Origin of the sequence: Streptomyces sp. ME19-01-6 (assembly GCF_033793745.1) — a bacterium.
In the GTDB taxonomy this organism is placed as follows: domain Bacteria; phylum Actinomycetota; class Actinomycetes; order Streptomycetales; family Streptomycetaceae; genus Streptomyces.
In genome coordinates this window covers 137205-161668 of record NZ_JARAXF010000001.1, presented here as the reverse complement: position 1 = coordinate 161668, position 24464 = coordinate 137205, and the positions used below count along the sequence as shown (strand labels likewise).

Annotated in this window: 22 protein-coding genes and 2 tRNA genes; 5 read left to right on the top strand and 19 right to left on the bottom strand. The window is 72.5% G+C overall.

What is annotated here, in order from left to right:
• Nucleotides 1–216 precede the first annotated feature (216 nt).
• The gene (locus PV419_RS00675; protein ID WP_319685620.1) at nucleotides 217–1206 is read left to right on the top strand and encodes a hypothetical protein; all 990 of its coding nucleotides are present in this window, start codon (nucleotides 217–219) and stop codon (nucleotides 1204–1206) included.
• A 61-nt stretch (nucleotides 1207–1267) separates the two neighbouring features.
• On the opposite strand, the gene holA is transcribed toward PV419_RS00675, so the two are convergent.
• On the bottom strand, nucleotides 1268–2254 hold the full coding sequence (gene holA, locus PV419_RS00670; RefSeq protein WP_319685619.1) for a DNA polymerase III subunit delta: 987 nt from the start codon (nucleotides 2252–2254) through the stop codon (nucleotides 1268–1270).
• Between the two features lie 44 nt (nucleotides 2255–2298).
• Here holA and PV419_RS00665 point away from each other — a divergent pair, with 44 nt between their 5' ends.
• Both PV419_RS00665 and PV419_RS00660 read left to right on the top strand, forming a co-directional pair.
• Nucleotides 2299–2577 (top strand): hypothetical protein, encoded by a 279-nt coding sequence (locus PV419_RS00665; RefSeq protein ID WP_319685618.1) that lies wholly within the window; start codon nucleotides 2299–2301, stop codon nucleotides 2575–2577.
• Nucleotides 2578–2743: 166 nt separating this feature from the next.
• Entirely contained in the window at nucleotides 2744–3202 is a 459-nt protein-coding gene (locus PV419_RS00660; protein WP_319685617.1) for a pyridoxamine 5'-phosphate oxidase family protein, read from the top strand.
• Here PV419_RS00660 and PV419_RS00655 read toward each other — a convergent pair.
• The 8 genes from PV419_RS00655 to PV419_RS00620 all read right to left on the bottom strand — a co-directional run bounded on the left by PV419_RS00655 (nucleotide 3195) and on the right by PV419_RS00620 (nucleotide 14355).
• Nucleotides 3195–5960, bottom strand: coding sequence for a ComEC/Rec2 family competence protein (locus PV419_RS00655; protein WP_415925218.1), 2766 nt, complete (start codon nucleotides 5958–5960; stop codon nucleotides 3195–3197). The genes PV419_RS00660 and PV419_RS00655 overlap by 8 nt on opposite strands.
• Nucleotides 5961–5992: 32 nt before the next feature.
• Nucleotides 5993–7063, bottom strand: coding sequence for a ComEA family DNA-binding protein (locus PV419_RS00650; protein WP_319685616.1), 1071 nt, complete (start codon nucleotides 7061–7063; stop codon nucleotides 5993–5995).
• Nucleotides 7064–7184: 121 nt separating this feature from the next.
• The gene (locus PV419_RS00645; RefSeq protein ID WP_319685615.1) at nucleotides 7185–8030 is read right to left on the bottom strand and encodes a DegV family protein; all 846 of its coding nucleotides are present in this window, start codon (nucleotides 8028–8030) and stop codon (nucleotides 7185–7187) included.
• 55 nt (nucleotides 8031–8085) lie between these two features.
• Nucleotides 8086–8805: a hypothetical protein gene (locus tag PV419_RS00640; protein WP_319685614.1), complete on the bottom strand. Its 720-nt coding sequence runs from the start codon at nucleotides 8803–8805 to the stop codon at nucleotides 8086–8088.
• A gap of 221 nt (nucleotides 8806–9026) precedes the next feature.
• Nucleotides 9027–11924 carry a leucine--tRNA ligase gene (gene leuS, locus PV419_RS00635; protein ID WP_319685613.1) on the bottom strand — a complete coding sequence of 966 codons (2898 nt, stop codon included), beginning with the start codon at nucleotides 11922–11924 and terminating at the stop codon, nucleotides 9027–9029.
• Between the two features lie 295 nt (nucleotides 11925–12219).
• Nucleotides 12220–12292 (bottom strand) — tRNA-Ala (locus tag PV419_RS00630).
• Between the two features lie 112 nt (nucleotides 12293–12404).
• Nucleotides 12405–12638, bottom strand: coding sequence for a hypothetical protein (locus PV419_RS00625; protein WP_065959277.1), 234 nt, complete (start codon nucleotides 12636–12638; stop codon nucleotides 12405–12407).
• 199 nt (nucleotides 12639–12837) lie between these two features.
• Nucleotides 12838–14355, bottom strand: a complete 1518-nt coding sequence (locus tag PV419_RS00620) for an MFS transporter (RefSeq protein WP_319685612.1) — start codon at nucleotides 14353–14355, stop codon at nucleotides 12838–12840.
• A gap of 122 nt (nucleotides 14356–14477) precedes the next feature.
• Here PV419_RS00620 and PV419_RS00615 point away from each other — a divergent pair, with 122 nt between their 5' ends.
• Nucleotides 14478–15413, top strand: coding sequence for a helix-turn-helix transcriptional regulator (locus PV419_RS00615; RefSeq protein WP_319685611.1), 936 nt, complete (start codon nucleotides 14478–14480; stop codon nucleotides 15411–15413).
• A gap of 31 nt (nucleotides 15414–15444) precedes the next feature.
• Here the strand turns inward: PV419_RS00615 and PV419_RS00610 are convergent.
• The 7 genes from PV419_RS00610 to PV419_RS00580 all read right to left on the bottom strand — a co-directional run bounded on the left by PV419_RS00610 (nucleotide 15445) and on the right by PV419_RS00580 (nucleotide 19595).
• Nucleotides 15445–15517: transfer RNA gene (locus PV419_RS00610), tRNA-Ala, on the bottom strand.
• A 96-nt stretch (nucleotides 15518–15613) separates the two neighbouring features.
• Entirely contained in the window at nucleotides 15614–16267 is a 654-nt protein-coding gene (locus PV419_RS00605; protein WP_319686185.1) for a histidine phosphatase family protein, read from the bottom strand.
• The gene (gene rsfS, locus PV419_RS00600) at nucleotides 16264–16704 is read right to left on the bottom strand and encodes a ribosome silencing factor (RefSeq protein ID WP_319685610.1); all 441 of its coding nucleotides are present in this window, start codon (nucleotides 16702–16704) and stop codon (nucleotides 16264–16266) included. The genes PV419_RS00605 and rsfS overlap by 4 nt, the downstream gene beginning before the upstream one ends.
• Nucleotides 16705–16787: 83 nt before the next feature.
• Nucleotides 16788–18539 carry an LCP family protein gene (locus PV419_RS00595; protein WP_319685609.1) on the bottom strand — a complete coding sequence of 584 codons (1752 nt, stop codon included), beginning with the start codon at nucleotides 18537–18539 and terminating at the stop codon, nucleotides 16788–16790.
• A gap of 10 nt (nucleotides 18540–18549) precedes the next feature.
• The gene (gene nadD, locus PV419_RS00590) at nucleotides 18550–19203 is read right to left on the bottom strand and encodes a nicotinate-nucleotide adenylyltransferase (protein ID WP_415925201.1); all 654 of its coding nucleotides are present in this window, start codon (nucleotides 19201–19203) and stop codon (nucleotides 18550–18552) included.
• A gap of 17 nt (nucleotides 19204–19220) precedes the next feature.
• Nucleotides 19221–19385, bottom strand: a complete 165-nt coding sequence (locus PV419_RS00585) for a hypothetical protein (protein ID WP_319685607.1) — start codon at nucleotides 19383–19385, stop codon at nucleotides 19221–19223.
• Between the two features lie 66 nt (nucleotides 19386–19451).
• Nucleotides 19452–19595, bottom strand: a complete 144-nt coding sequence (locus tag PV419_RS00580; RefSeq protein ID WP_319685606.1) for a hypothetical protein — start codon at nucleotides 19593–19595, stop codon at nucleotides 19452–19454.
• Nucleotides 19596–19727: 132 nt separating this feature from the next.
• Here PV419_RS00580 and PV419_RS00575 point away from each other — a divergent pair, with 132 nt between their 5' ends.
• Nucleotides 19728–20873 carry a M48 family metallopeptidase gene (locus PV419_RS00575; protein ID WP_319685605.1) on the top strand — a complete coding sequence of 382 codons (1146 nt, stop codon included), beginning with the start codon at nucleotides 19728–19730 and terminating at the stop codon, nucleotides 20871–20873.
• A gap of 43 nt (nucleotides 20874–20916) precedes the next feature.
• Here PV419_RS00575 and PV419_RS00570 read toward each other — a convergent pair whose 3' ends face one another.
• From PV419_RS00570 to PV419_RS00560, 3 genes are all read right to left on the bottom strand, one after another.
• A complete protein-coding gene (locus PV419_RS00570; RefSeq protein ID WP_319685604.1) occupies nucleotides 20917–22002 on the bottom strand; it encodes a hypothetical protein in 1086 nt (361 codons plus the stop codon).
• A gap of 59 nt (nucleotides 22003–22061) precedes the next feature.
• A complete protein-coding gene (locus PV419_RS00565; RefSeq protein ID WP_319685603.1) occupies nucleotides 22062–22772 on the bottom strand; it encodes a hypothetical protein in 711 nt (236 codons plus the stop codon).
• 185 nt (nucleotides 22773–22957) lie between these two features.
• Entirely contained in the window at nucleotides 22958–24256 is a 1299-nt protein-coding gene (locus tag PV419_RS00560) for a glutamate-5-semialdehyde dehydrogenase (RefSeq protein WP_319685602.1), read from the bottom strand.
• Nucleotides 24257–24464: the final 208 nt, after the last annotated feature.

Genomic DNA, 24464 nt, shown 5'->3' with positions numbered 1-24464 from the left:
GCGACTGTCACCCACCGTGGTGCACATTCGAGCCCTCTACCTCGAATCGCGGACAGACTTCGTAGTACGCCACGCTACGTTCAATGCCCCCGGGCCCACTCCGGGGGCATTGCTGTTCATCAGCGCGCCCACCTGCGGGGCACAGGATTCAGCGGCCCGTCCTTTCCGCCAGGGGCAGCGTGGGGCTTTGGGCCGTTAATCGGGTATGTTCACGTCATGTCGATACCGGGGGAGTCTCCCAACCCTTACGGGCCGCCCCAGCAGCCCCAGCCCGGCGCGCCGGCCCCGCAGCCGAACCCCTACGCGCAGGGCCCGCAGCAGGGACAGTCGCCCCAGCAGCAGTCGCCGTATCCGTACGCGCAGCCGACGATGCCCGCCATGCCCGCGGTCACCGGGATGCCCCCCGGTCCCCCTGGGCCTCCCGGGCCTCCCGGGCCTCCTCCCGGGGCCGGTGGCTGGTCCACCCCCGAGACGGCGGGCGGGGGCGGATACGGCCCGATGGGCGCCCAACCCCCGATGCCGCCGGGCGGCCCCGCCGGCCAGGGCGGCCGTGGCAAGGGCTGGCTGTGGGCCCTGGGCGGGGCGGTCGTCGCCTCGGCCGTGTGGGCCGGGGTCGTGTTCTCGACCGGCGGCTTCGGGAGCGCCGAGAAGAAGGCCGACCTGGGGAGCTACCAGTACGCCGGCAACCTGTGCACCTCCAGCGACTTCGCCCCCATCGAGGACGCCTCCTTCAAGGAGAAGGAGTCGAGCAGCGGGACCAATCCGCAGCACAGCAGCTCGGAGGACCCGGCCATGGACTCGATGACGTGCAACGTCGACTACGAGCCCAGCTCCTCCTCCAGCGGCGACTACTCCTCCGCCTGGCTCTACACGACGGCGTATCTGCACCGGAAGACGGACCCGGCGCCCGAGTTCAAGGCGACCTACATGTCGTACAAGAACCAGAAGACCTCCTCGACCCACTACAAGGTGTCCAAGGTCAGCGGCGTCGGCGACGAGGCGTATGTGGTGGCCCAGGAGTACGACAGCACCAGCAACACCAGCGCCTACGTGATCCTCGGGGTGCGCGACGGCTGGATGACGTATCAGACGACGTGGTCGCAGTACGCGTCGAGCTCGTCGGACCACCCGGTCAAGAGCAACTCCGAGATCACCGAGATGCTCAAGGAGAGCGCGAAGGGGACGCTGGAGAAGCTCCAGAAGTAGTGGCGCCGAGCGGCGCCTGCGCGGGGGCCGTTGGCCCCGTCAGCTCGCCCCCCGGGCGGATCTAACGTCCCGCGCGGGCGGCACGGGCGATGGTGACCACCGCCTTCTCCAGGGCGTACTCCGGGTCGTCACCGCCGCCCTTGACCCCCGCGTCGGCCTCGGCCACCGCGCGCAGCGCCACCGCAACGCCGTCCGCCGACCAGCCGCGCATCTGCTGCCGCACCCGGTCGATCTTCCACGGCGGCATGCCGAGCTCACGCGCCAGGTCGCCGGGGCGCGCCCCGCGCGGCGCTGACGCGAGCTTGCCGATGGCGCGCACGCCCTGGGCGAGGGCACTGGTGATCAGCACCGGCGCCACTCCCGTGGCCATGGCCCAGCGCAACGCCTCCAGGGCCTCGGCGGTGCGCCCTTCGACCGCGCGGTCGGCGACGGTGAAGCTGGACGCCTCGGCGCGGCCCGTGTAGTAGCGGGCGACGACTGCCTCGTCGATCGTGCCCTCCACATCGGCGACGAGCTGCGCACAGGCGCTCGCCAGCTCGCGCAGATCGCTTCCGATGGCGTCGACCAGCGCCTGGCACGCCTCCGGCGTCGCGGACCGCCCGGTGGCCCGGAACTCCGCCCGCACAAAGGCGAGCCGGTCGGCCGGCTTGGTCATCTTCGGGCACGCGACCTCGCGCGCGCCCGCCTTGCGGGCGGCGTCGAGCAGTCCCTTGCCCTTGGCGCCGCCGGCGTGCAGCAGGACGAGGGTGATCTCCTCGGCGGGGGCGCTCAGATACCCCTTCACATCCTTGATCGTGTCCGCCGACAGATCCTGGGCGCTGCGCACCACCACGACCTTGCGCTCGGCGAACAAGGAGGGGCTCGTCAGCTCGGCGAGCGTGCCGGGCTGCAGCGCGTCCGGCGCGAGGTCGCGCACATCGGTGTCCGGGTCAGCGGCCCGGGCTGCCGCCACGACCTGCTGCACGGCACGGTCGAGCAGCAGGTCCTCCTGGCCCACGGCGAGCGTCACGGGGGCGAGCGGATCGTCGGTCGTCGTCTTCCTGGCCATCGCCGTCCAGCATCCCATGGACCGCCGACAGCCCCGCTTCCCGGATGCCCGACAATGACCCGGTGACCGATGCACGACTCGACCCCATACGACATGTCCTCGTGCTGCCCGACCGCGACGCGGCCGAGGAAGTGGCCGAGGGCCTGGCCGACCGCTTCGGCGTCGCCGAGGAACTCCATCTGGTCCGGGACGCGCTGGCGGGCGAGGACGACGCGGAGGACGCGCAGTGGCTGGTGGTCGTGGAGGACCCGGCCGAGGCGCTGGACCCGGGGGCGCTGGACGCGTTCGCGGCCGAGTACGAGGGGTGGCTGGAGGCCGAGTAGTCCCGGCTCCCGTCCAGGTCCGGCGCGGTACTGCTCCGGTCCGGTGTCCACCGGGGCTGTGGTCCTAAGCCTCGCGCCGGAAGCACTCCATGCCGTCCCGCCGATACCGTGCGCTGATTCGTCGGCGTGGGATCGGCGTGGCATCGGCGCGAGAGGGGACACACGGATGGGAACAGCAGTCGTGCGCGGAGCGGAACAGCGCAAACGCGATGCGCTGGAGCGGCTGGAGCGGGAGGTGGACGTCTGGGTCGCTTCGGCCGACCCGGCCGGGGCGCCGTGTCTGGTGCCGTTGTCCTTTCTGTGGGACGGCGACGCGGTGTGGCTGTCCACTCGCGAGAAGAACCCGACGGGGCGCAATCTGCGGGACGTCGGCCGGGCCCGGCTGTCCCTGGCGGATACGCGCGATGTGGTGCTCGTCGAGGGTGTGGTGGAGACCTTCGCGCGGAACGAGGTGCCCGTGGCGGTGGCCGACGCCTTCGCGGCGAAGTGCGAGTGGGATCCGCGCGCCTCCAAGGACGACTCGTATGTGTACTTCAAGGTATCGCCGACCGAGGTGCAGGTATGGCACGAGGAGCGCGAGAGCCGCGGACGGCATCTGATGCGGGACGGGAAGTGGGTCATCTGACCGCCGCCCGCAGATCCGGGCCGGTGATCGCGATCGGGCCGGCGGAGTCGGTGCGCAGGACGGCAGCGCCCCGGGCACGGAGGGCGGTGACGGTCCGGGGTGACGGGTGGCCGTACGGGTTGTCCGCGCCGCAGCTGATCAGCGCGAGGCGCGGGCTCGCTCGGCGGAGCAAGCCCGGGTCCTGGTAGGCGGAGCCGTGGTGGGCGACCTTGAGGACGTCCACCTCGGGCAGCGCGGGGTGGGCGGCCAACAGGGCGCTCTGCGCGGGCGGTTCGAGATCGCCCAGAAGGAGGAAGGTCAGGCCCGCCGTGTGGACCAGGAGGGTGACGCTCGCGTCATTCGGCCCCTCCACGGGCGGCGCGACCGTGTCGGGCCCCTCCGCGGTCGACACGGCCGTGGGTGGCGGCCACAGCACCTCCCAGGACAGGGGTCCGACCCGGCGGCGCTCCCCCGGTCCGGCGGTGATCATCGGGACATGCGCCGCCCCGGCCCGGCGGCGCACGGACTCGGCCTGGTCCGGCGGGTCCCGCAGGGGCGTCGTCTCGATCGCGCCCACCGCCCTGCCGCGCAGCACGCCGCTCAGCCCGGCCACATGGTCGGCGTGGAAATGAGTGAGAACGAGCAGCGGAATACGGACCACGCCCAGCGTCCTCAGGCAGCGGTCGACGGCGCGCGGCTCGGGACCGGTGTCCACGACGACGGCCGTGCCCGGACCGGCGGAGAGAACCAGCGCGTCGCCTTGGCCGACATCGCAGACCACCAGGCGCCAACCGGGAGGCGGCCAGCCGGTGATGACCCGGGCCAGCGGGGCCGGGCGGATCAGCGCCAGCAGCAGGAGCAGCGCGCAGAGCGCGCACAGCAGCCGGTGCCTCAGCAGGCGGCGGCCGGTGAGAGCGGCGACCGCGGTGACGGCGGCCAGCAGCAGCCCGCCGGTCCAGCCGCCCGGCCAGGCCGTCTCCGCCCCGGGCAGCCCCGCGCCCGTGCGGGCCACGGAGGCGATCCACCCGGCCGGCCAACCGGCCAGCCAGGCCAGGCACTCAGCGGCCGGGAACGCGAGCGGGGCCGCCGCGAGGGCGGCGAAGCCGAGGATCGTGGCAGGGGCGACCGCGAGCTCGGCGAACAGATTGCAGGGGATCGCCACCAGGCTCACCCGCCCGGCCAGGACCACGACGACCGGCGCGCACACCGCCTGGGCCGCGACGGCCGCGGCCAGCATCTCGGCGGGCCGTGGCGGCAGCCCGCGCCGCCGCAGGGCGGCGCCGAGGCCCGGCGCGAGGGTGAGCAGCGCGGCCGTGGCCAGCACGGAGAGGAGAAAACCGTAACTCCGCGCCAACCAGGGGTCGTAGAGGACCAACGCCAGGACGGCGGCGGCCAGGGCGGGCAGCAGGGACCGGCGGCGGCCGGTGGCGATGGCCAGCAACGTGATCAGCCCGCACGCGGCGGCGCGCAGCACGCTGGGGTCGGGTCTGCAGACGATGACGAAGCCGAGCGTGAGCCCGCCGCCGAGCAGCGCGGTCATCCGCAGCGGGATGCCCAGCCGGGCGGCGAGACCGCGCCGCTCGGCCCGGGCGGCGAGGTGCGGCGGGCCGATGAGCAGCGCGAGGATCACCGACAGGTTGCTTCCGCTGACCGCCAGCAGATGCGTCATGTCCGCGGCCCGGAACGCCTCGTCGAGGTCCGGCGGCACCCGTGAGGTGTCCCCCACGACAAGCCCCGGGAGCAGCGCCCGCGCGTCCGGGTCCAGCCCGTCGGTCGCGGCGCGCAGACCGGCCCGCAGCCGCCCGGCCACGCGCTGGGCCGCGGTGGGCCCCGCGACGATCCGCGGCGAGCCGCCGCCGTCGACGCGCACCACAGCGGCGATCCGGTCGCCGCCGTGTGCCGGCGGGGCCAGGCGGCCGTGGACGCGCAGGCGCGTGGAGGGCAGCAGCCGGAGCCAGGCGGACTGCTCCTGGGGCCGTGGGTGGGCGATCACGAGGACGGGGGCGCGGGTGGTGGCCGCCGAGCCGCCGTGGTCGGCGGTGACACGGGTGGCCTCCGCCTCCAGCACCACGGACGCAGGCGCGGGCGCGGCTCCCCGCACCCGGGGCCGGGTGAGGCGCGGGTCACCCGTGACGGTCACCTCGACGGTGGCCCCGGCATACGCCCGGGCCAGCGACGGCACCGGCCCCCGCCGCACGTCCGCCCCGTGCGCCCAGGCGACAGCAGCCGCCGCGGCCCCGCACACCAGCACCGCGGCCACGCTCCCCACAACCCCACGCCGCCGCGCCCCGGCTACGGAGACGGCCCCGGCCGCCGGGGTGGCCCCAGCGCTCGGGACGACCCCCGTCTCCGAGGCGGCCCCACTCTCCGAGGCGGCCCCGGCTCCCGAAGTGGCCCTGACTGCCGAGGTAGCACCAACTCCCGGAGTGGCGCCAGCCCCCGAGGCGGCCGCAACTCCCGAAGCCGCCCCAGCCCCCGGGGCGGTCCCGGCTTCCGCTTCCTCGGGGCCTGCCGGTCCCGTTCGCGGGGCTGTGCCCGCGTTGCTGGGCGAGATTGGAGGTGAGACGGCGGCGCTCCGAGAGCGGTGGGCGGCGCAGACGAGGGCCGTTGCCGCGAGGCATGCTCCCACGCAGGCCAGGGCGACCGTGCGGCCGGGCGCTCCGAGGGCGAGGGCCGCCGCGAGCCAGGCCGCGAGGGCGGGCGGTACGAGGCGTAGGTCGGCCGGACCCTCCTGGCGCGGGGCGGAGGCTCCGCGTGGGGAGGCGGCCTCGGCGTGCACCGGGGCGCGGGGGCGCGGGGCCTGCCGGGGCGTCATGGGCGGACCAGCGGGCGGAGGTCGGAGAACCGGCGGTCGCCGATCCCGTTGACCTCGCGAAGTTCGTCGACAGAGCGGAAACCGCCGTGCTGGGTGCGGTAGTCGAGGATGTGCCGGGCCAGCACGGGGCCCACCCCGGGGAGGGTGTCCAACTGGTCGGCGGTGGCGGAGTTCAGGCTGACCGGTGCGGCGGACGCGGGCCCCGCGCCGCCCGCTGCGCCACCCGGCTCCGCCGTGGCTGCGGCGCCGCTGCCGGTGGGGGTCGGCGCGGGGGGCGCGCCGACCACGATCTGCTCACCGTCCGTCAGGACACGGGCCCGGTTCAGCCCGCTGAGGTCCGCGCCCGGCCGGGCCCCTCCGGCCGCCTTCAGCGCGTCGGCGACCCTCGACCCCGAGCGCAGCCGGTGCACCCCCGGGTCGCGGACCTTGCCCGACACATCGATCACGACCGAGCCCGCAGCGCCGGGGGCCGGCCCTGCCGAGGCCGTGGGCCCCGCCCCGGGCGACGGAGCCGAGGCCTGTTCCGAGGCCACCGGGCGAGGGGGCTCCGGAACCGGCGCCGCGACGGTCTGCGGTCGGCCGGTCAGGAAGTGGTACGCCGCGAAGGCCGCCGCGACGAGCAGCGCGACGGTCAGTGCGGCCAAGGTGCGCAGCTCGATGCCGCAGCGGAGCTGGAGCCACAGCGGCAGCCGCTCCTTCAGCGCGAGCCGCAGGCGGTCGCGGCGCGGCATGCCCGGGCTGTCGCTGTCGGCTTCCGCGTCGGCTGTCCTGGCTGTCTTGGGTTGCTCTGTGTCCGGCACCGTCTCCCGCTCCGCGCGCCGGGCATCCCGGCTCCCGGGGGCATCGGCGGCCGCCGGGGGCGGCTGGGGGGTGGCGGCGGTGAGTCGTGGTGCAGTGGGGAAGAGCGCGGTCGCGCGCGCGTGACGGTGGTATGCGGCCGCGGCCGGGCGTGCCCCGGCGCCGGGGCGGCGACGGAGCAGGTGGTGGCCCGGGCCGGAGGGCGGGCGACGGTCGTGGCGGCGGGCGGGGCCCGGCCTGGTGGTTACTGTGCGTGAGTGTGCTCCCATGCGCCTGACGGTAGGCGGCCTCGGCCGATCCCGCCGACGCACCTCAATTTCCGGGGATAACCCACGAGTTGTGGATAACTCCGTCACCCGGACGAGCGCATCTGGCCCCGCCCCTGCCCCGCTAGCGCGGCGAGACCACCGCGCCCAGCAGACCGGGGCCGGTGTGAGCGCCGATCACCGCGCCGACCTCGCTCACGTACAGCTCCTCGAGCCCGGGCACCCGCTCGCGCAGCCGGTCCGCGAGGGCCGACGCCCGCTCGCCCGCGGCCAGGTGATGCACCGCGATGTCGACAGGGCTCCGGCCGGCCCGCTCCACCGCGATCTCCTCCAGCCGGGCGATGGCCTTGGACGCGGTGCGGACCTTCTCCCGCAGCTCGATCCGGCCCCCGTCCAGCTGCAGCAGCGGCTTGACCGCGAGGGCCGAGCCGAGCAGCGCCTGGGCAGCCCCGATGCGCCCGCCGCGGCGCAGATAGTCGAGGGTGTCGACGTAGAAGTAGGCGGCCGTGCCCTCGGCCCGCTTCTCGGCGGCCGCGACCGCCTCGTCCAGCGTGCCGCCGCTCTCCGCGGTCTCGGCCGCCGACAGGGCGCAGAAGCCGAGTGCCATGGCCACCATCCCGCTGTCCACCACCCGCACCGGCACGGGCGCGTCCTGGGCCGCGAGCAGGGCCGCGTCATAGGTGCCGGAGAACTCGGCAGACAGATGGAGGGAGACGATGCCCGTCGCGCCCGCCTCGGCGGCCGCGCGGTAGGCGGCCGCGAACATTCCCGGGCTGGGCCGGGACGTGGTCACCGGTCTGCGCTTCTGCAACGCCTGCGCGAGGGACCGGGCCGAGATCTCGGTCCCCTCCTCCAGTGCCCGGTCTCCGAGCACTACCGTCAGCGGCACCGAGACGATGTGGTGCCGCTCCATGGCCTCCTTCGGAAGGTACGCCGTGGAATCGGTCACGATCGCGACATGGCGGGACATGACTGGGAGGTTATCGGGGGATGGCCTGGGCGGACAGCGCGACCCCGCCGGATGATCAGGTCCTGTTCTCTCGGCGCGCGCCCGAGGCGTCAGCCGCTGAGGTCCCCGCGGCGCCAGCCGCTGATGTCGCTGCCTGCCACCAGCGGTCCGCCGCGGCCGTGGAGCTGGGGCCGGTGACGGACCGGGGTGCCTCGTCGGCCGTCGGGCGATCCGCCGGGGACGGCTCGGGCCCCTGTGTCCAGTGCCGCAGCGCGCTCGCCTCGACCTCGATCTCGCGGTCCAGCGCGTCCAGGTCGTCCCGGGCGAACCGCTGCGCCCGGTCCTGCGCCGCCCAGCGCAGCGAGTCCGCGGAGCGGGTGATCCGTTCCGTACGCTCCCGGAGCTCGGGCAGCTGGGACTCCAGGCGGCCTTTGGCGGGCTCCTGCTCCAGCCGCTTCAGCTCCTCGTCCAGCTCCCGCCCGTGGGCGCTGAGCCGCTCGAACAGGCCCAAGGCCTCGGACAGAGACCGATCTTGGGGCGCGCCCGCCCGCAGCGCCTCGTGGGTCGCCCGCATCGAGGTGCGCAGCGACAGACGCAGCTCGGCGAGCTCTCCCGCCGGGCCGGGCTGTACGAACTGCTTGGCCCTCAGCCTGGTGTCCTCCATCGTGCGGCGGGCCTGGCTGACCGTGCGGTCGATGCCGCGCTTGGCCGCCTTGACCGCCCGCACGCTCGCGTAGACCCCCGCCGAGACGCAGAGCAGGAAGACAAGCAGCAGGATCCAGACAACGGCTTCCATGCGCGCTCCTTCGGGGCGGCGGGCCGGGTGGCACCGGCCGGCAGCATCGGTCGTCCTTCCACCGTAAACGCAACGGGCGGGTCAGGGGTTCCCGGCGAACCTCCGACCCGCCCGTACGCGGGATCCCTGCGCCCTGCCCCGAAGCGGCCCGAAGCGGCCCGAAGCGGGAGGCCCCGACCCCGAAGCGATCAGCAAGCAATCAGCGAGCGGTCAGCAAGCGGTCACGCGGGGACGATGTTCACCAGCTTCGGTGCCCGCACGATCACCTTCCGGATCCCCGCGCCGTTCAGCGCGGCCACCACCGCCGGGTCGCCCAGCGCCAGCTTCTCCAGCTCCTCCTCGGAGACCGAGGGCGAGACCTCCAGTCGTGCCTTGACCTTGCCCTTGACCTGCACCACACAGGTCACGGTCTCGTCGACGACGTACGCCGGGTCGGCGACCGGGAAGGGCTCGTGGACGACCGTCGTGTCGTGGCCCAGCGTGCGCCACAGCTCCTCGGCGATGTGCGGGGCCAGCGGCGCGATCAGCAGCACCAGGGCATCGGCGACCTGGCGCGGCACCTCGCGGGCCTTGGTGACGTGATTGTTCAGCTCGGTGATCTTGGCGATGGCGGTGTTGAACCGCAGGTTCACCATGTCCTGCCGCACGCCGTCGATCGCCTTGTGCAGGGCGCGCAGCGTCGCCTCGTCCGGCTCTGCGTCCACGACGCTGACCTCGCCGGTGGCCTCGTCCACCACATTGCGCCACAGGCGCTGCAGCAGCCGGTACTGGCCGACCACCGCGCGGGTGTCCCAGGGCCGCGACACGTCCAGCGGCCCCATGGCCATCTCGTACAGGCGCAGCGTGTCGGCCCCGTACTCGTCGCAGATCTCGTCCGGGGTGACGGCGTTCTTCAGGGACTTGCCCATCTTGCCCAGCAGGCGGGTGACCTTCTCGCCCTGGTAGTAGTACGCGCCGTCCCGCTCCTCGACCTCCGCCGCCGGGACCGCGATGCCGCGGCTGTCCCGGTAGACATAGGCCTGGATCATGCCCTGGTTGTACAGCTTGTGGAACGGCTCGGCCGAGGAGATGTGGCCCAGGTCGTACAGCACCTTGGACCAGAAGCGCGCGTACAGCAGGTGCAGCACGGCGTGCTCGGCGCCGCCGACGTACAGGTCGACGCCGCCGGTCGGCTGCCCCTCGCGCGGCCCCATCCAGTACCGCTCGATGTCCGGGTCGACCAGCCGCTCGGCGTTGCGCGGGTCCAGGTAGCGCAGCTCGTACCAGCAGGAGCCGGCCCAGTTGGGCATGGTGTTGGTCTCGCGGCGATACCGCTTGGGCCCGGCGCCGTCGCCCAGGTCCAGCACCACGTTGACCCAGTCCTCGTTCCGGGACAGCGGGGTCTCCGGGGAGGTGTCGGCGTCGTCGGGGTCGAAGGTGCGCGGCGAGTAGTCCTCGACCTCCGGCAGCTCCAGCGGCAGCATCGACTCGGGCAGCGGGTGGGCCACGCCGTCCTCGTCGTAGACGATCGGGAAGGGCTCGCCCCAGTAGCGCTGGCGGCTGAACAGCCAGTCACGCAGCCGGAAGTTGACGGTGCCCTCGCCGATGCCGCGAGCGGCCAGCCACTCGGCCATCCGGGCCTTGGCCGCAATGACGCCCAGACCGTCCAGCGAGATGTCCTCGCCCGCCGAGTTGACGATCTTCGCGTCGTACGAGCTGAAGGCGTCGTCCCAGGTGGACGGGTCGGTGTCGCGGCCCGCTCCGGAGGAGCTGTCGGACGCCGTCGAGGGGTCGACGACACAGCGCATCGGCAGTTCGAAGGCGCGGGCGAAGGCGAAGTCGCGGGTGTCGTGCGCGGGGACGGCCATGATCGCGCCAGTGCCGTAGCCCATCAGCACATAGTCGGCGATGAAGACCGGCACCCGCTCGCCGCTGACCGGGTTGACCGCGAAGGCGCCCGTGAAGACACCGGACTTGTCCTTGGCCTCGACCTGCCGCTCGACGTCGGACTTGGCGGCGGCGTGCTTGCGGTACGCGGCGACGGCCTCGGCCGGGGTGGCGTGGCCGCCGGTCCACACGTCGTGCGTGCCCTCGGGCCAGGCGGCCGGGACGATGGCGTCCACCAGGCCGTGCTCGGGGGCCAGCACCATATAGGTCGCGCCGAACAGGGTGTCCTGGCGGGTGGTGAAGACCGTGATCTTGGCGTCGGGGTGGTCCGCCACGGGGAAGTCCACCCGGGCGCCCTCGCTCCGTCCGATCCAGTTGCGCTGCTGCAGCTTGATGGCCTCCGGCCAGTCCAGCGCCTCCAGGTCCTCCAGCAGCCGGTCCGCGTAGGCGGTGATCCGCATGTTCCACTGACGCAGGTTGGCCTTGAAGACCGGGAAGTTGCCGCGCTCGGAGCGGCCCTCGGCGGTGACCTCCTCGTTGGCCAGCACGGTGCCCAGGCCCGGACACCAGTTGACGGGCGCGTCGGAGGCGTACGCCAGGCGGTAGCCGCTCAGGACATCCGCGCGCTCGGCGGCGGTCAGCTCCTCCCAGGGGCGCCCGTCGGGGGTCGCCCGCTCACCGGAGGCGAACTGCTCGACCAGGGTGGCGATCGGGCGCGCCTTGTTGGCCTTCTCGTCGTACCAGGAGTTGAAGATCTGCAGGAAGATCCACTGGGTCCACTTGTAGTAGTCCGGGTCGATCGTCGCGAAGGAGCGGCGCGGGTCGTGGCCCAGGCCCAGGCGGCGCAGCTGGCGCCGCATGTTCTCGATGTTGGCCTCGGTGCTCACCCGGGGGTGGGTGCCGGTCTGCACGGCGTACTGCTCGGCGGGCAGGCCGAAGGCGTCGAAGCCCAGGGTGTGCAGGACGTTGTGGCCCGTCATGCGGTGGAAGCGGGCGTAGACGTCGGTGGCGATGTAGCCCAGGGGGTGGCCGACGTGCAGGCCAGCACCCGAGGGGTACGGGAACATGTCCATGATGAACTTCTTGGGCCGCGCCACGGCCTCCGGGTCCCCGGCCAGCTCACCGCTCGGGTTGGAGGCGTCGTAGGTGCCGTTCGCGTCCCAGAAGTCCTGCCAGCGGATCTCGATGTCGGCGGCCAGCGCGGCGGTGTAGCGGTGCGGCGCGGCGGCCTCGGCGGCATTGGTCTCGCTCATGGTCCTCAAAGCTCCATCGGTCGTCTCTGCCTGCGGTACCGGGCGACTCTTCGTCGCAGTCGCATCTGAAACAAAAAGACCCCTCGCACAGGAGGGGACGCCGCGCCGATTCCGACCAGGTGGATCACCGGTCGGGACTGATCAGCGCGGCCCGCTAAGCAGAAGGCGTACGGCACGCATGGGGTCAGGTTACCGCAGGGCACCAATGGCGCGCACAGAGGTTGCCGCCGGAGCGGCGCGGGGCCTACGACAAGGGGCGGGCCGTCCTCGCCGGACGGCCCGCCCACTCACACTGTGGAGCTAAGGAGAATTGAACTCCTGACCTCCTGCATGCCATGCAGGCGCTCTACCAACTGAGCTATAGCCCCAGGTCTTGCTCCGCCCGGTCCCCCGCGGCGGCATCGCCTACATTACACGGACCCCACGGCCGTCTGCCAAATCGGTTTCCGCCAGGCTTCCCGGGGCCCCCGAGCGCGCCCCTTATGCCGTCGCGAAGGAGTAGAAGCGCTTCAGGGTGCAGTGCTCGTCGAGGAGTCGTCCGTAGATCGGCTCCCCTTCGAGCTCCCGGTATGTCTCGATCGGGTCGCCCTTGATGATCAGCGCCCGGGCGCACTCCACACACCAGTACTGGTAGTCGGGGTTGAGCGGCTCCATGTCGCGCACGATCGGCGTCCCGCTGCCACACCAGTCGCACTTCCGGCTGTGTGCTCCCAATCTCACTCAGCTCCAGCTGTGGCCGCAGGCCGTACACACGTAGGAAACACCGCCGTTGTCACCGAGGACCTGGGCCACCTCACCGGAGCCGCAGGACGGGCACCGCAGAATGCTGCTCGGCATCCCACTGTCCCTCCCCTTCGGACTCGTCGCCCCATCCCCCTCCGGCCGCCGATTCTGCCACGGGAAGGCGCCCAGGTCAGCGGAGATACCTCACACGTATCACCAGACCAACAATCGCTCCGCACAGCGCCGCGCCCGCCAGCGCCAGGCAGGTCACCCACAGGGCGTCCGCGGAGGCGTCCGCGCCCGGCCCGTGGCCCAGGAAGACCGCGCCGAAGACGGCGACCCCGGTCAGCAGGCCGAGTTGCGTCGATGTCACCAGCACCCCGCTGGCGTCCGCCGCGTCCTGCGGCCTGACGGTCGCCAACGTCCGGGTCAGCACGGGGCTGTAGGCGAAGGAGAGCCCCGTCCCGACGCCCACCAGCGCGACGAACAGCCAGGCGCCGCCGTCCGATCCGCCGCGCAGCGCCAGCCCGACCCCGGTGAACGAGGCCGCCGCCAGCACGAATCCGGCCGGCACGGTGACGGAATGCCAGCGGGTCGGAATGCGCTGCCAGTTGAGGCCGACCAGGCCGAACGCCACGGCCGTGGGTGCGAAGGTCAAGCCGGCCCGCAGGGCGCTGTAGCCGAGCGCGCCCTGCACATGCAGCGTCATCACGAACAGAAAGCCCCCGTTGGCCGCCATCCCCAGGACGATCCGCGCGACCGCCAGCGGCATGCCCGGCGCCCCCACCACCCGCGGCGAGACCAGCGGCGCTCCGCCACGCCCGGCCAGCCGGGCCTCGTACGCCGCGAAGACCGCCGCCAGGACCGCGCTCAGGCCCAGCATGACCCAGCCCCACAGCGGCCAGCCCCGCTCCTGGCCCAGCACCATCGGCACGGTGAACAGCAGCACCGCCGCCGCGAGCAGCAGCAGACCGGCCAGGTCCAGGGCCCCGGACCGCCCCGCCGCGCCGCCGCCCGCGCCCGCCGCGCCCGGACGCTCCTCGGCGCCGCGCAGCGCGCGCGGCCCCAGGGCCAGCAGCACAAGACCGATCGGCACATTCACCAGGAAGACGGGACGCCAGCCGGTCCCGAACAGATCCGCCTGCACCAGCGCCCCGCCCAGAATCTGCCCGAGGGCCGCGCCGGAGGCCAGCACCGCGGAGTAGGCGCCGAGCGCGCGGCCCCGCGAAGCGCCCGTGAAGGTGCGCTGGATGAGGCTGAGCACCTGCGGCAGCATCACCGCCGCGCCCGCGCCCTGGATGAACCGGAAGGCGATCAGCGCCCCGGTCCCGGGGGCCAGCCCGCAGGCCAGCGAGGCGGCGGTGAAGACCGTGAGCCCGGCGAGGAACGCCTGCCGGTGGCCGATCAGGGCGCCCAGCCGCGCCCCTGTGATCAGCAGCACGGCGTAGGAGATCGTGTAGCCCGCGACGATCAGCTGCAGCCCGGAGCCCGAGGCGTGCAGATCGGCGCGGAGGGTCGGGGCGGCGACATTGACGATGAAGACGTCGAGGACCGCCATGAGCTGCCCGGTCAGGACGATCGTGAGCAGTCGGCCGGGGCCCGGCGCCCGGCGCCGGGGCCGGTTGTCAGTGGCATCGCCTTTACTGGATCCACCGGCGTCGTCGAACGCGCCGGGCTCCACCGAGGTGGTCGGGGTGGTGTGTGTCATGGAGCGAGCCTGGAGCCGGGCCGGTACGGGTAACGAGAGCCCGCCGATGCTGGTACTGGCGGCACCTGGCAAGCATCCGCCGCGGCAGAGAGCATGGGACGGACGCAGATCGGGGGACGACGATGGCAGTGAGCACCCAGCGCCGGCGGCCGGAGCTGGCCGCCTTCCTGCGCACCCGCCGCGCCCGTGTGACGCCCGCCGACGTGGGCATGGCCCCGGGGCTGCGCCGCCGCACGCCGGGGCTGCGCCGGGAGGAGGTCGCCCAGCTCTCCGGGGTCGGCGTGACCTGGTACACCTGGCTGGAGCAGGGCCGCCCGATCAACGCCAGCGCGCAGGTGCTGGACGCGGTGGCCCGCACCCTGCGCCTGGACCAGGCCGAGCGCGAGCACCTCTACCACCTCGCCGAGGTGCCGTACGCCCCCGGCCCGGCGGACGAGGCGCAGACGATCAGCCCGGAGGTGCAGGGCATCATCGACGCGGTGGACCCGCTCCCGGCGGTGGTCTACAACGCGCGGTACGACATGCTGGCGCAGAACGCCGCCTACAAGGTCCTCTTCCCGTCGCTCGCGATAGCACCCCGCGCCGAGCGGAACGCGCTGTGGCAGCTGTTCTCCCATCCCGACTGCTGTTCCATGTTCATCAACCGAGCCAATGAACTGCCGCTCATGGTGGCGACGCTGCGTGGCGGATACGGCCGCCATGTGGGCGAGCCCGCCTGGGAGGGCTTCATCAACCGCCTGCTGGGCCTCAGCGAGGAGTTCACCAGGATGTGGCGCAGCGGGGATGTCGCCCCGCCCGGCTCCCGGATCAAACTCGTGCGGCATGCCTCGGTCGGCGAGCTGCGGCTGATCTCGACCTCCCTGGTGATTCAGGGGGCTCCGGAGAGCCGCGTCGTGGTCTACACCCCGAGCGACGAGCAGAGCCGGGCGCTCCTGGATCGGCTGCGCACGATGGACGACCTGCTCATCGGCTGCTCCCGGCACGCCCGGCGCGTCTCCGAGATCCTGGCGGAGCAAGCGGCCACGGAGGCGGAAAAGAAAGATCCCGCCTCCCTCTGAGGGAAGCGGGATCACCGCGGTCCAAATCCTGTGGAGCTAAGGAGAATTGAACTCCTGACCTCCTGCATGCCATGCAGGCGCTCTACCAACTGAGCTATAGCCCCGCTCTCCGTCGCGCCGGAGCGCTTCGAACGAGATGAAGCTTAGCCGGTGACCTGCCGGAAAAGAAATCCGGTCAGCGACGCCGCAGCGCCGCCGTCTCAGTCGTCGTCGCCGAGCACCGGCTCCGGCAGCGACCCGGCGTTGTGCTCCAGGAGCCGCCAGCCGCGCGCGCCCTCGCCCAGCACCGACCAGGAACAGTTGGACAGTCCGCCGAGCGCCTCCCAGGCGTTCGGCTCGAGGCCGAGCAGCCGCCCGATGGTGGTGCGGATCGTGCCGCCATGGCTGACCACGACGAGCGTGCCGCCGTCCGGCAGCTTGTCCGCGGCCTCCGCCACGACCGGCGCGGCCCGGTCGGCCACCTCGGTCTCCAGCTCGCCGCCGCCGCGCCGCACCGGCTCGCCGCGCTTCCACGCCGCGTACTGCTCGCCGAACCGCGCCGTGATCTCTTCATGGGTGAGCCCCTGCCACTGCCCGGCGTAGCTCTCCCGCAGCCCCGCGTCGTAGTTGACGTGCAGGCCCGTGACGGTGGCCAGCTCGGCAGCCGTCGCCTTGGCGCGGCTGAGGTCGGAGGCCAGGATCGCGTGGGGCTTCAGCGCGGCCAGCAGCCGAGCCGAGCGGCGCGCCTGCACGACGCCCGTCTCGGTCAGCTCGATGTCCGTGGTCCCCTGGAAGCGGCGCTCGAGATTCCAGGCCGTCTGGCCGTGGCGCCACAGGACTATGCGGCGGCCGCGGCCGCCCTGGGAGCCGTTCAGCGCAGCTCACCGTCCAGCCCGCCGTCGGGGCCCTGCGCCCGCGCGTACTCCTCCGCCTTGCCACGGGTGGCCTCGGCGTCGGCGGGCAGCTCCAGCTGCGGGCAGTCCTTCCACAGCCGCTCCAGGGCGTAGAAGACGCGCTCCTCGCTGTGCTGGACGTGCACCACGATGTCCACGTAGTCCAGCAGCACCCAGCGGGCCTCGCGGTCGCCCTCGCGGCGGACCGGCTTGGCGCCCAGCTCCTTGTTCAGCCGCTCCTCGATCTCGTCGACGATCGACTTGACCTGGCGGTCGTTGGGAGCCGAGGCGAGCAGGAAGGCGTCGGTGATCGAGAGCACATCGCTGACGTCGTACGCGATGATGTCGTGCGCGAGCTTGTCGGCGGCGGCCTGGGCGGCGGCGTTGATGAGCTCGATGGAGCGGTCCGTGGCGGTCACAGGCGAGGCTTTCGGTCGGTGGGACGTGATACCCCAAGCGTCTCACGCCCCACCGTCACCCCGTCCGGCCGCTCGCCGCCCGGTCAGCTCTTCGGCTTGTAGTCCGGGCCGAGGAGCACCGTGATGTCCGCGTTCGAGGCGACCTTGCCCTTCTTCGCGGCGCCGGAGCCCAGCCCGAGCGTCTTGGCGACCTCCTTGGCCTGGGCGGCCTGCTTCGCGTCCGCGTACAGCACCTGCGAGGCCGCCTGCGGCGTGCCGCCCTGCTCGGTGGCGCCGACGACCGTAAAGCCGCCGTTGACCAGGGCGACCTGCGCCTCGTTCGCCGCGCCCCGCACCGAGCCCGCGTTCTTCACGCTGACCCGCGGGGCCGCGTCCTGGTCGGCGTTCTTGACCGCGCCGCCGAGGATGGTCTTGACCTGGTCGGTGGTCCGCTCGCTGAGCGTCCCGTCCGGCTGGACGGGCAGCATGGTGGTGTCGTACGAACCGCCCTTGGCCTGCTCGGCCAGCCGGGCCAGCGACGCGCCGAGCTCCTTCTCGCTCAGCGACGGGTCCGGGATCTGGGCGAGCGACTCCACGGTGGTGGTGGCGCCGGACGGGTCGCTGGAGATCTTCTTCAGCGCCGCGTGCATGACCTGCCCGAAGCGGGCGAGCTGCTTGGTCTGCGCCTCGCCCTGCCCGCGGTAGGTGGCGTACGCGACGGCGGCCTCGCCGCTCAGATCGCGCTGCTTGCCGCGCTGGACCAGCGGGTCGTCGCCCTTCGCGGCGCCCGGGACGGTGGTGTCGGCGTCGACGGTGATGCCGCCGACCATCTCGACCAGGTTCTCCAGATACGGGGTGTCCAGCCGCCAGGTGCCCTGGATCTTCGAGCCGAGCAGCGTGCTCAGGGAGTCACGGGTGGCGTCGGAGCCCTCGTCGACCACCGACTTGCCGAGCGTGGTCGAGCCGCCGTCCTCGGTGGACAGGGCGAGGGAGTTGGGCAGCAGGACGGTGGTGCCCTTCTTGGTGGTCTCGTTGTCCACCAGCAGGGCGGTGGAGGTGCGCCCGCCCTTGGTCTCGCGCAGGTTGACCACGATCACATCGCGCTTCTGCGGCCCCCCGGCGGCGGCCGGGCCCTGCTCGTCGTCGGACAGGCCCGGCAGCTTGCCCGCGTACCAGAGGTAGCCGACCCCGCCCACCGCGGCCAGGACCATGACCACCACGAGCGCCACCACGCGGTTGCGGCCCTTGCGCTTGCGCTCGTCGCGCCGCTCGGTGCGGGTCTCGGCGAACTTGAGCCAGTCGATGACGTCTTCGGAGTCCTCGTCCGGCTCCTCGACGAAGGAGAACTGCTCGGTGTGGTACGGCTCGCCGTCGGACTGGTCGGCGGGCTGCCTGCCGGCCTGACTGCCGGTGCGGGCGTCGGCCCCGGAGGGCGTCTCGTAGGGGGCCGCGCCGTAGGAGGGGTCCTGCTCCGAGCCGGGGGCCGAGCCGGGCGGCGGGCCCTGCGGGCTGTCGTACGGGGCGTAGGGGGCACCGCCCAGCGGTGACTGGGGGACGTAGCCCTGCTGCGGCTGGTGCGGGTCGTGCTGGTGCGGGTACTGCTGCTGCCCGGCGTACGGGTCGTCGTACTGGGGCTGCGGCTGCGCCTGCCCGTACTGCTGCTGCGTCTGCTGCTGCGCGTACGGGTCGTAGCCGTAACCTTCCTGCGGCTGCTCTTGCGCGTACGGGTCGTAGCCCTGCTGCGCGTCCTGCGGCTGGTACACCGGCCGGCCATAGGCGTCGTAGCCGTAGATCTGCGGGTCCTGGGGATAGGAATCCCGCGCGTACGGGTCGTACGGGTCCTGTCGGTCGTTCACCGGTGCCCCTTCAGCAGTCGTGCCGGTACAGCTCACGCTTGTCGATGTAGCGCACCACGCCGTCCGGCACCAGATACCAGACCGGCTCGCCGTGTGCGACCCGCGCGCGGCAGTCCGAGGAGGAGATCGCCAGCGCGGGCACCTCGACCAGCGACACCCCGCCCTCCGGCAACCCCGGGTCGGCCAGTATGTGGCCGGGTCTGGTCACCCCGATGAAGTGCGCGAGCGAGAACAGCTCCTCGGCGTCCCGCCAGGTGAGGATCTGGGCCAGCGCATCCGCGCCGGTGATGAAGAACAAGTCCGCGTCACTGTTCAACGCGCGCAGATCGCGCAGCGTGTCCGTGGTGTACGTGGGGCCACCCCGGTCGATGTCGATGCGGCTGACCGAGAACTGCGGGTTCGAGGCCGTCGCGATCACCGTCATCAGATAGCGGTCCTCGGCCGGGGACACCTTCTTGTGGCTCTTCTGCCACGGCTGCCCGGTCGGTACGAACACCACTTCGTCGAGGTGGAACTGTGAGGCGACCTCGCTGGCGGCGACCAGGTGGCCGTGGTGGATCGGGTCGAACGTCCCGCCCATCACCCCGAGTCGCCGCTTGACGTGGCCCATCTGCTCTCCCATGCGAGCAGACCCTACTGGGCCCGGCCCGGCGCCGGGACCCATGGGGACTGTGACCTCGGTCAGCGATCCCGGTTGAAGCGCGTGGTGACCCACAGCAGCAGAAGGAGGATCAACAGGGCCCCGCCACCGGTCATGTAGGGGCTGATGCTCGGATGGTTGTCGACGTGCTCGCCCTCGGAGGCGAGGGTGGTCAGGGCGGCGTGCGCGGTGCTGAAAGCGGTCATCGCAGGCAGAACCAATCCGGATCGAGGCGGGCAGGTGCGTCCGCCACATCGTATGCGAGCCGGATCTCAGTCCTGCTTGTACCCACGCAACAGGAACCACGCCAGCAGCACGGCGCCCACGATGCCCACCACCAGGACGATGCGCAGCAGCGCGCCCGGCCCTCCGCCGTGCTTGGAGGTGGCGGCGAGCACTTCTGTCAGATCAGTCATGTCGGGCATGCCTCCACGCTAACCCGCCCCCGGTCGAAGGCCGTCACCAGCCCTGCCCGTGTCCGCCGCGAGCCACGGCCGAGGCCCTAGGCTGGTGACGGCACCGACCAAGCAGTCCAGCGAGGGGGCCGGATGAGCGACAGCAACACGCCCGGGGGCGAGTACGGCGCGGGCGGCGGACAGGAGCGGGTGCCGGGGCGTGACCGGCGGCGGTTCCCGGGCATCTCCTCGCGCGCGTACGAACACCCGGCGGACCGGTCAGCGCTGGTCGCGCTGCGCAAGCTGACCGGCTTCGACACGATCTTCAAGGCACTGAGCGGGCTGCTGCCCGAGCGGAGCCTGCGGCTGCTGTACCTGTCCGACTCGGTGCGGGTGAGCGACCGGCAGTTCGCGCACCTCCACGACATGCTCCGGGACGCCTGCTACATCCTGGACCTGGAGAAGGTCCCCGCGATGTACGTCACACAGGACCCGCGGCCGAACGCGATGTGCATCGGCATGGAAGAGCCGCTCATCGTGATGACCACCGGCCTGGTCGAGCTGCTCGATGAGGAGGAGATGCGGGCGGTCATCGGCCACGAGGTGGGTCACGCGCTGTCCGGGCACTCGGTCTACCGCACGATCCTGCTGTTTCTGACCAACCTGGCGCTGAAGGTCGCCTGGATCCCGCTCGGCAATGTCGCGGTGATGGCCGTGGTGACGGCGCTGCGCGAGTGGTTCCGCAAGTCGGAGCTGTCGGCGGACCGCGCCGGGCTGCTGGTGGGGCAGGACCTGAGGGCGTCGATGCGCGGGCTGATGAAGCTCGCGGGCGGCCACCATCTGCACGAGATGAACGTGGACGCCTTCCTTGAGCAGGCCGAGGAGTACGAGGCCGGGGGCGATCTGCGGGACTCCGTGCTGAAGATCCTGAACATGCTGCCGCGCAGCCACCCCTTCACCACCGTGCGCGCCGCCGAGCTGAAGAAGTGGGCCGCCGGCCGCGACTACCAGCGAATCATGGACGGTCACTACGCGCGGCGCGACGAGGACAAGGACACCTCGGTCAGTGACTCCTTCAAGGAGTCGGCGAACCACTACGCGGAGTCGGTGCGCGGCAGCAAGGACCCGCTGATGGCGTTCGTGCGGGATGTGGCGGGCGGCGCGGGGGACCTCGGCAGCAAGCTGCGCGAGAAATTCGCCGGCGGCGCCCCGTCTGCCAAGGAATCGCCCAAGGACGGTCCGGGCGGTCCGGGCGGCGACACCCCGCCCAAGGACGGTCCCGAGCCGGACCTCCCGTAACCCCTCGGGAGGCGTCAGGAGCGTCGGCAGGCGCCGTGAGGCGTCAGGAGGCGGAGCCCGGCAGGTGCGGCAGGGCCCCGGGGGACAGGACGCCGCACAGGGAGGCCGTGGAGCGGCCGGAGCTGTACGGGTCCGTGCCGGGCGGTGCGTCGCCCTTGGCGCTCTGCCCGGCCAGCAGCGGCCGCAGATACCCGGCGGCGTTCGCGGCGCACGTCTGCGGGCCCGCCAGCACGGAGCTCTGCACCACCTCCAGGTGGTGGTCGCGCAGATCATCCCGGTCGAAGCGGAACCGCGTCTCGCGCCGCACGGTGAACAGCGAGGCGTGGTCGGTGCCGCCCTCATGGGGTCGCCGCACGGCGTAGACGAAGGTGTGGTCGGCGGTGACCTCCAGCGTCGAGGTGCTCCGCTCGGTGGCCGTCAGAGTGCCGTGGACCCGTACCGCCGGTGCGGCCAGCGCCACCTCGGCCGGGTTGAAGCGGTTCAGCCAGCCGGTGGCCGCGTACCGCCCGTCGTCGACCGGGTGTTCGAAGCTGCGGTCGAACTGGTCGAGCTGGTCCGGGTCGAGAAGCAGCCGTACGGACCGCACTTCGCCGCCGGTGAGTACATCCGGGTCGATCGCCGACTTGACGAGGTATTCCTTGGCGGTGGTGAGCGCCGTCATCACCTGGCTCTCGGAGAAGCTGTGGGTGCGCCGCACACCGGGCAGGGTGACGCCCGCGGCGCCGCTGGCGAACGCGTCGGCCGGGCTGTTCTCGAACAGGGCCGCGGGCTCCCCGCCGGGCACCTGGCCGCGCGGCGCGAGCGGCACCACGCTGCTGCGCAGCGGCTCGACGGCCTGCGGCTGGGGGCTCTGGTAGGGGTGACGCACACCCATATAGACGGCGGCCGCGAAGGCGAAGGCGATCAGCAGCACCAGGATGACGGCCTGGCGCGAGGCGCCCGCCCGCGCCCAGGCGTGCCGACTGCGCACCGCTCTGGCGTGGTCGCCCATGCGCTCCTGGGCCGAGAATTCCTGGAGCCGGGCAGCACGGACGAACGACTCGTCGAAAACGACGGAGCGGTATTCGTCGTCACCGCCTCCCGGGATGCCCTCGGGGGTCCCCTCAGGAGGGTTTCCACGCCCGGTCATACCTCAAGAGTAGGTCGCGAGGGCCGCCGGTAAACGCGGTGATACTCCACAACTTCCGCTTACGGCGAGTGCGGCACGGCCGTGGCCGTAGCGGTCGGCTTGTCCGCGTCGGCAGACCCGGGCGGCGTGGAGGACACCGACGGCGTGGCTGACACCGACGGTGTGGTCGGCACCGACGGCTCCGACGGCACGGCGCCCGGGCGGTCGGCGGGCGTGGCGTCGACGCCGCTGGTGGCGGGCGGTGGGGTCGGGTTCTGGCGGTTGCCGGAGGCGCCGCGGTAGACGGCCGTGAAGGCCAGAGCGACCACCCCTATGCCCATCAGAACGGCCAGCAGCCAGGCCACCGGGCGGTGCCAGCGGGCATGGCCGCGGTAGGGGCGCCCGGCGCTGCCGTACCGGCCGTACGGGCCATAGGGTCCGTCGGCGTCCCGGCCATGGCCGAATCCGTCGGGGTCGAGGTCGCTGTCTGTGCCGGTTTCATCGTATGGGCCATATCCGAACTCTGCGTCGCCGTCGGGGCCGTAACCGTCCTCGTAGAGCTCGTCCTCGGAGGAGACTGCGGCCGTGCGGCGGCGGGACGCCTCGGCGTCGGCGCGGGCCTGGGCGGCGGCCAGCATCCGCTCGATGGCAGTGGGTTCGTGGATCGCGGCAGACCGTACGAAGTCCTCGTCGAAGACCACGGTGGCGAACTCGTCGTTCGCTTCCCCGTGGCTGCGGTCGTCGGGCTCGTCACCGTCCGGGAACGGCTTGCCTCCCACGTCGTCCGGCACCCATTCAGAGTAGACCGGACGGGTCAATTTGGGCAGGGTGAAATGGTATTCGGGGGAACGCGGCCCGGGAGGGGGACGCGTAAGTTCACCCGACCGGCGTACCCCCTGAGGGGCCGCGGCGTCCCCCGATCGGGGGACGCCATACGGGGGGCGCCTGACGGGGGATCTGGCGGAGGGAAGCCCGCTCAGCGGGTGTGGCCGTCGCCGGTGACGATGTACTTGGTCGAGGTCAGCTCGGGCAGGCCCATCGGGCCGCGGGCGTGCAGCTTCTGCGTGGAGATGCCGATCTCGGCGCCGAAGCCGAACTGGCCGCCGTCCGTGAACCGGGTGGAGGCGTTCACCGCGACCGTCGTCGAGTCCACCAGTTGGGTGAAGCGGCGGGCGGCCGTCTGGGAGGTGGTGACGATCGCCTCGGTGTGGCCGGAGGACCACAACCGGATATGGGCCACCGCGGCGTCCAGGGAGTCCACGACCGCCGCCGCGATGTCGTACGAGAGGTACTCGGTCTCCCAGTCGTCCATCACCGCCGGGACGACCGTGGCCTTGGAGCCTTCGGAGAAGGCCAGCACCCGCTCGTCGGCGTGCACCGTCACCCCGGCCTCGGCCAGCGCGTCCAGCGCGCGCGGCAGGAACGCGGGCGCGATGTCCTGGTGGACCAGCAGCGTCTCGGCGGCGTTGCACACGCTGGGCCGCTGCGCCTTGGAGTTCACCAGGATCTCGATCGCCATGTCGAGATCCGCCTGGGCGTCCACGTACACATGGCAGTTGCCGGTGCCGGTCTCGATGACGGGGACCGTCGACTCCTCGACGACCGTACGGATCAGCGACGCGCCACCGCGCGGGATCAGCACGTCCACCAGGCCGCGGGCGCGCATCAGCTCGGCCACCGACTCCCGGCTCTCGCCCGGCACCAACTGCACGGCGTCCGCGGGCAGTCCGGCCCCGCCGACCGCGTCGCGCAGGACCTTCACCAGCGCGGCGTTGGACTGGTACGCGGACGACGAGCCGCGCAGCAGCACGGCGTTGCCGGACTTCAGGCACAGCGCGGCCGCGTCCACCGTGACGTTGGGCCGGGCCTCGTAGATGATTCCGACCACGCCGAGCGGCACCCGCACCTGACGCAGGTCGATCCCGTTGGGCAGGGTCGAGCCGCGCACGACTTCGCCGACCGGATCGGGCAGCGCCACCACGTCCCGCACGTCCGAGGCGATGGCCCGCACCCGCTCGGGGGTGAGGGTGAGCCGGTCGACGATCGCCTCGCTGGTGCCCGCCTCGCGCGCCCGCTCCACGTCCGCCGCGTTGGCCTCGACGATCTCCTTGGTGCGCACCTCGAGCGCGTCGGCCATCGCGAGCAGCGCGTCGTCCTTGGCCGCGCGCGGCAGCGGGGCGAGGTCGGTGGCCGCGACCCGGGCCCGGTAGGCGGCCTGGAGGACCGGGGACTTCGGCCAGGGGTCGGTGAGGGGCGAGGTGGGTGCGCTGGTCATGGAGTGAAGCCTACTGAGCGCCCGGCCGTATGCCCTCCGCCGTTCCGCTTTTCGAGACGGAATTCTCACGATGGGAACGACCGCGCCATAAGAGCACGCCATCACACGACAAACACTCGCCTCAAGGGCGCGCGAAACGGCCGCGCCCTCCCAGCGCCCATCAGCCCACCGGCCCCACCGGCCCCACCGGCCCCATCAGCCCATCAGC

What these genes read in the sequence shown, in the direction of transcription:
- PV419_RS00675 (WP_319685620.1), top strand. Translation starts at nt 217, where the DNA reads ATGTCGATACCGGGGGAGTCTCCCAACCCTTACGGGCCGCCCCAGCAG.
- holA (WP_319685619.1), bottom strand. Translation starts at nt 2,254, where the DNA reads ATGGCCAGGAAGACGACGACCGACGATCCGCTCGCCCCCGTGACGCTC.
- PV419_RS00665 (WP_319685618.1), top strand. Translation starts at nt 2,299, where the DNA reads ATGCCCGACAATGACCCGGTGACCGATGCACGACTCGACCCCATACGA.
- PV419_RS00660 (WP_319685617.1), top strand. Translation starts at nt 2,744, where the DNA reads ATGGGAACAGCAGTCGTGCGCGGAGCGGAACAGCGCAAACGCGATGCG.
- PV419_RS00650 (WP_319685616.1), bottom strand. Translation starts at nt 7,063, where the DNA reads ATGGGAGCACACTCACGCACAGTAACCACCAGGCCGGGCCCCGCCCGC.
- PV419_RS00645 (WP_319685615.1), bottom strand. Translation starts at nt 8,030, where the DNA reads ATGTCCCGCCATGTCGCGATCGTGACCGATTCCACGGCGTACCTTCCG.
- PV419_RS00640 (WP_319685614.1), bottom strand. Translation starts at nt 8,805, where the DNA reads ATGGAAGCCGTTGTCTGGATCCTGCTGCTTGTCTTCCTGCTCTGCGTC.
- leuS (WP_319685613.1), bottom strand. Translation starts at nt 11,924, where the DNA reads ATGAGCGAGACCAATGCCGCCGAGGCCGCCGCGCCGCACCGCTACACC.
- PV419_RS00620 (WP_319685612.1), bottom strand. Translation starts at nt 14,355, where the DNA reads ATGACACACACCACCCCGACCACCTCGGTGGAGCCCGGCGCGTTCGAC.
- PV419_RS00615 (WP_319685611.1), top strand. Translation starts at nt 14,478, where the DNA reads ATGGCAGTGAGCACCCAGCGCCGGCGGCCGGAGCTGGCCGCCTTCCTG.
- nadD (WP_415925201.1), bottom strand. Translation starts at nt 19,203, where the DNA reads ATGGGTCCCGGCGCCGGGCCGGGCCCAGTAGGGTCTGCTCGCATGGGA.
- PV419_RS00585 (WP_319685607.1), bottom strand. Translation starts at nt 19,385, where the DNA reads ATGACCGCTTTCAGCACCGCGCACGCCGCCCTGACCACCCTCGCCTCC.
- PV419_RS00580 (WP_319685606.1), bottom strand. Translation starts at nt 19,595, where the DNA reads ATGACTGATCTGACAGAAGTGCTCGCCGCCACCTCCAAGCACGGCGGA.
- PV419_RS00575 (WP_319685605.1), top strand. Translation starts at nt 19,728, where the DNA reads ATGAGCGACAGCAACACGCCCGGGGGCGAGTACGGCGCGGGCGGCGGA.
- PV419_RS00570 (WP_319685604.1), bottom strand. Translation starts at nt 22,002, where the DNA reads ATGACCGGGCGTGGAAACCCTCCTGAGGGGACCCCCGAGGGCATCCCG.
- PV419_RS00560 (WP_319685602.1), bottom strand. Translation starts at nt 24,256, where the DNA reads ATGACCAGCGCACCCACCTCGCCCCTCACCGACCCCTGGCCGAAGTCC.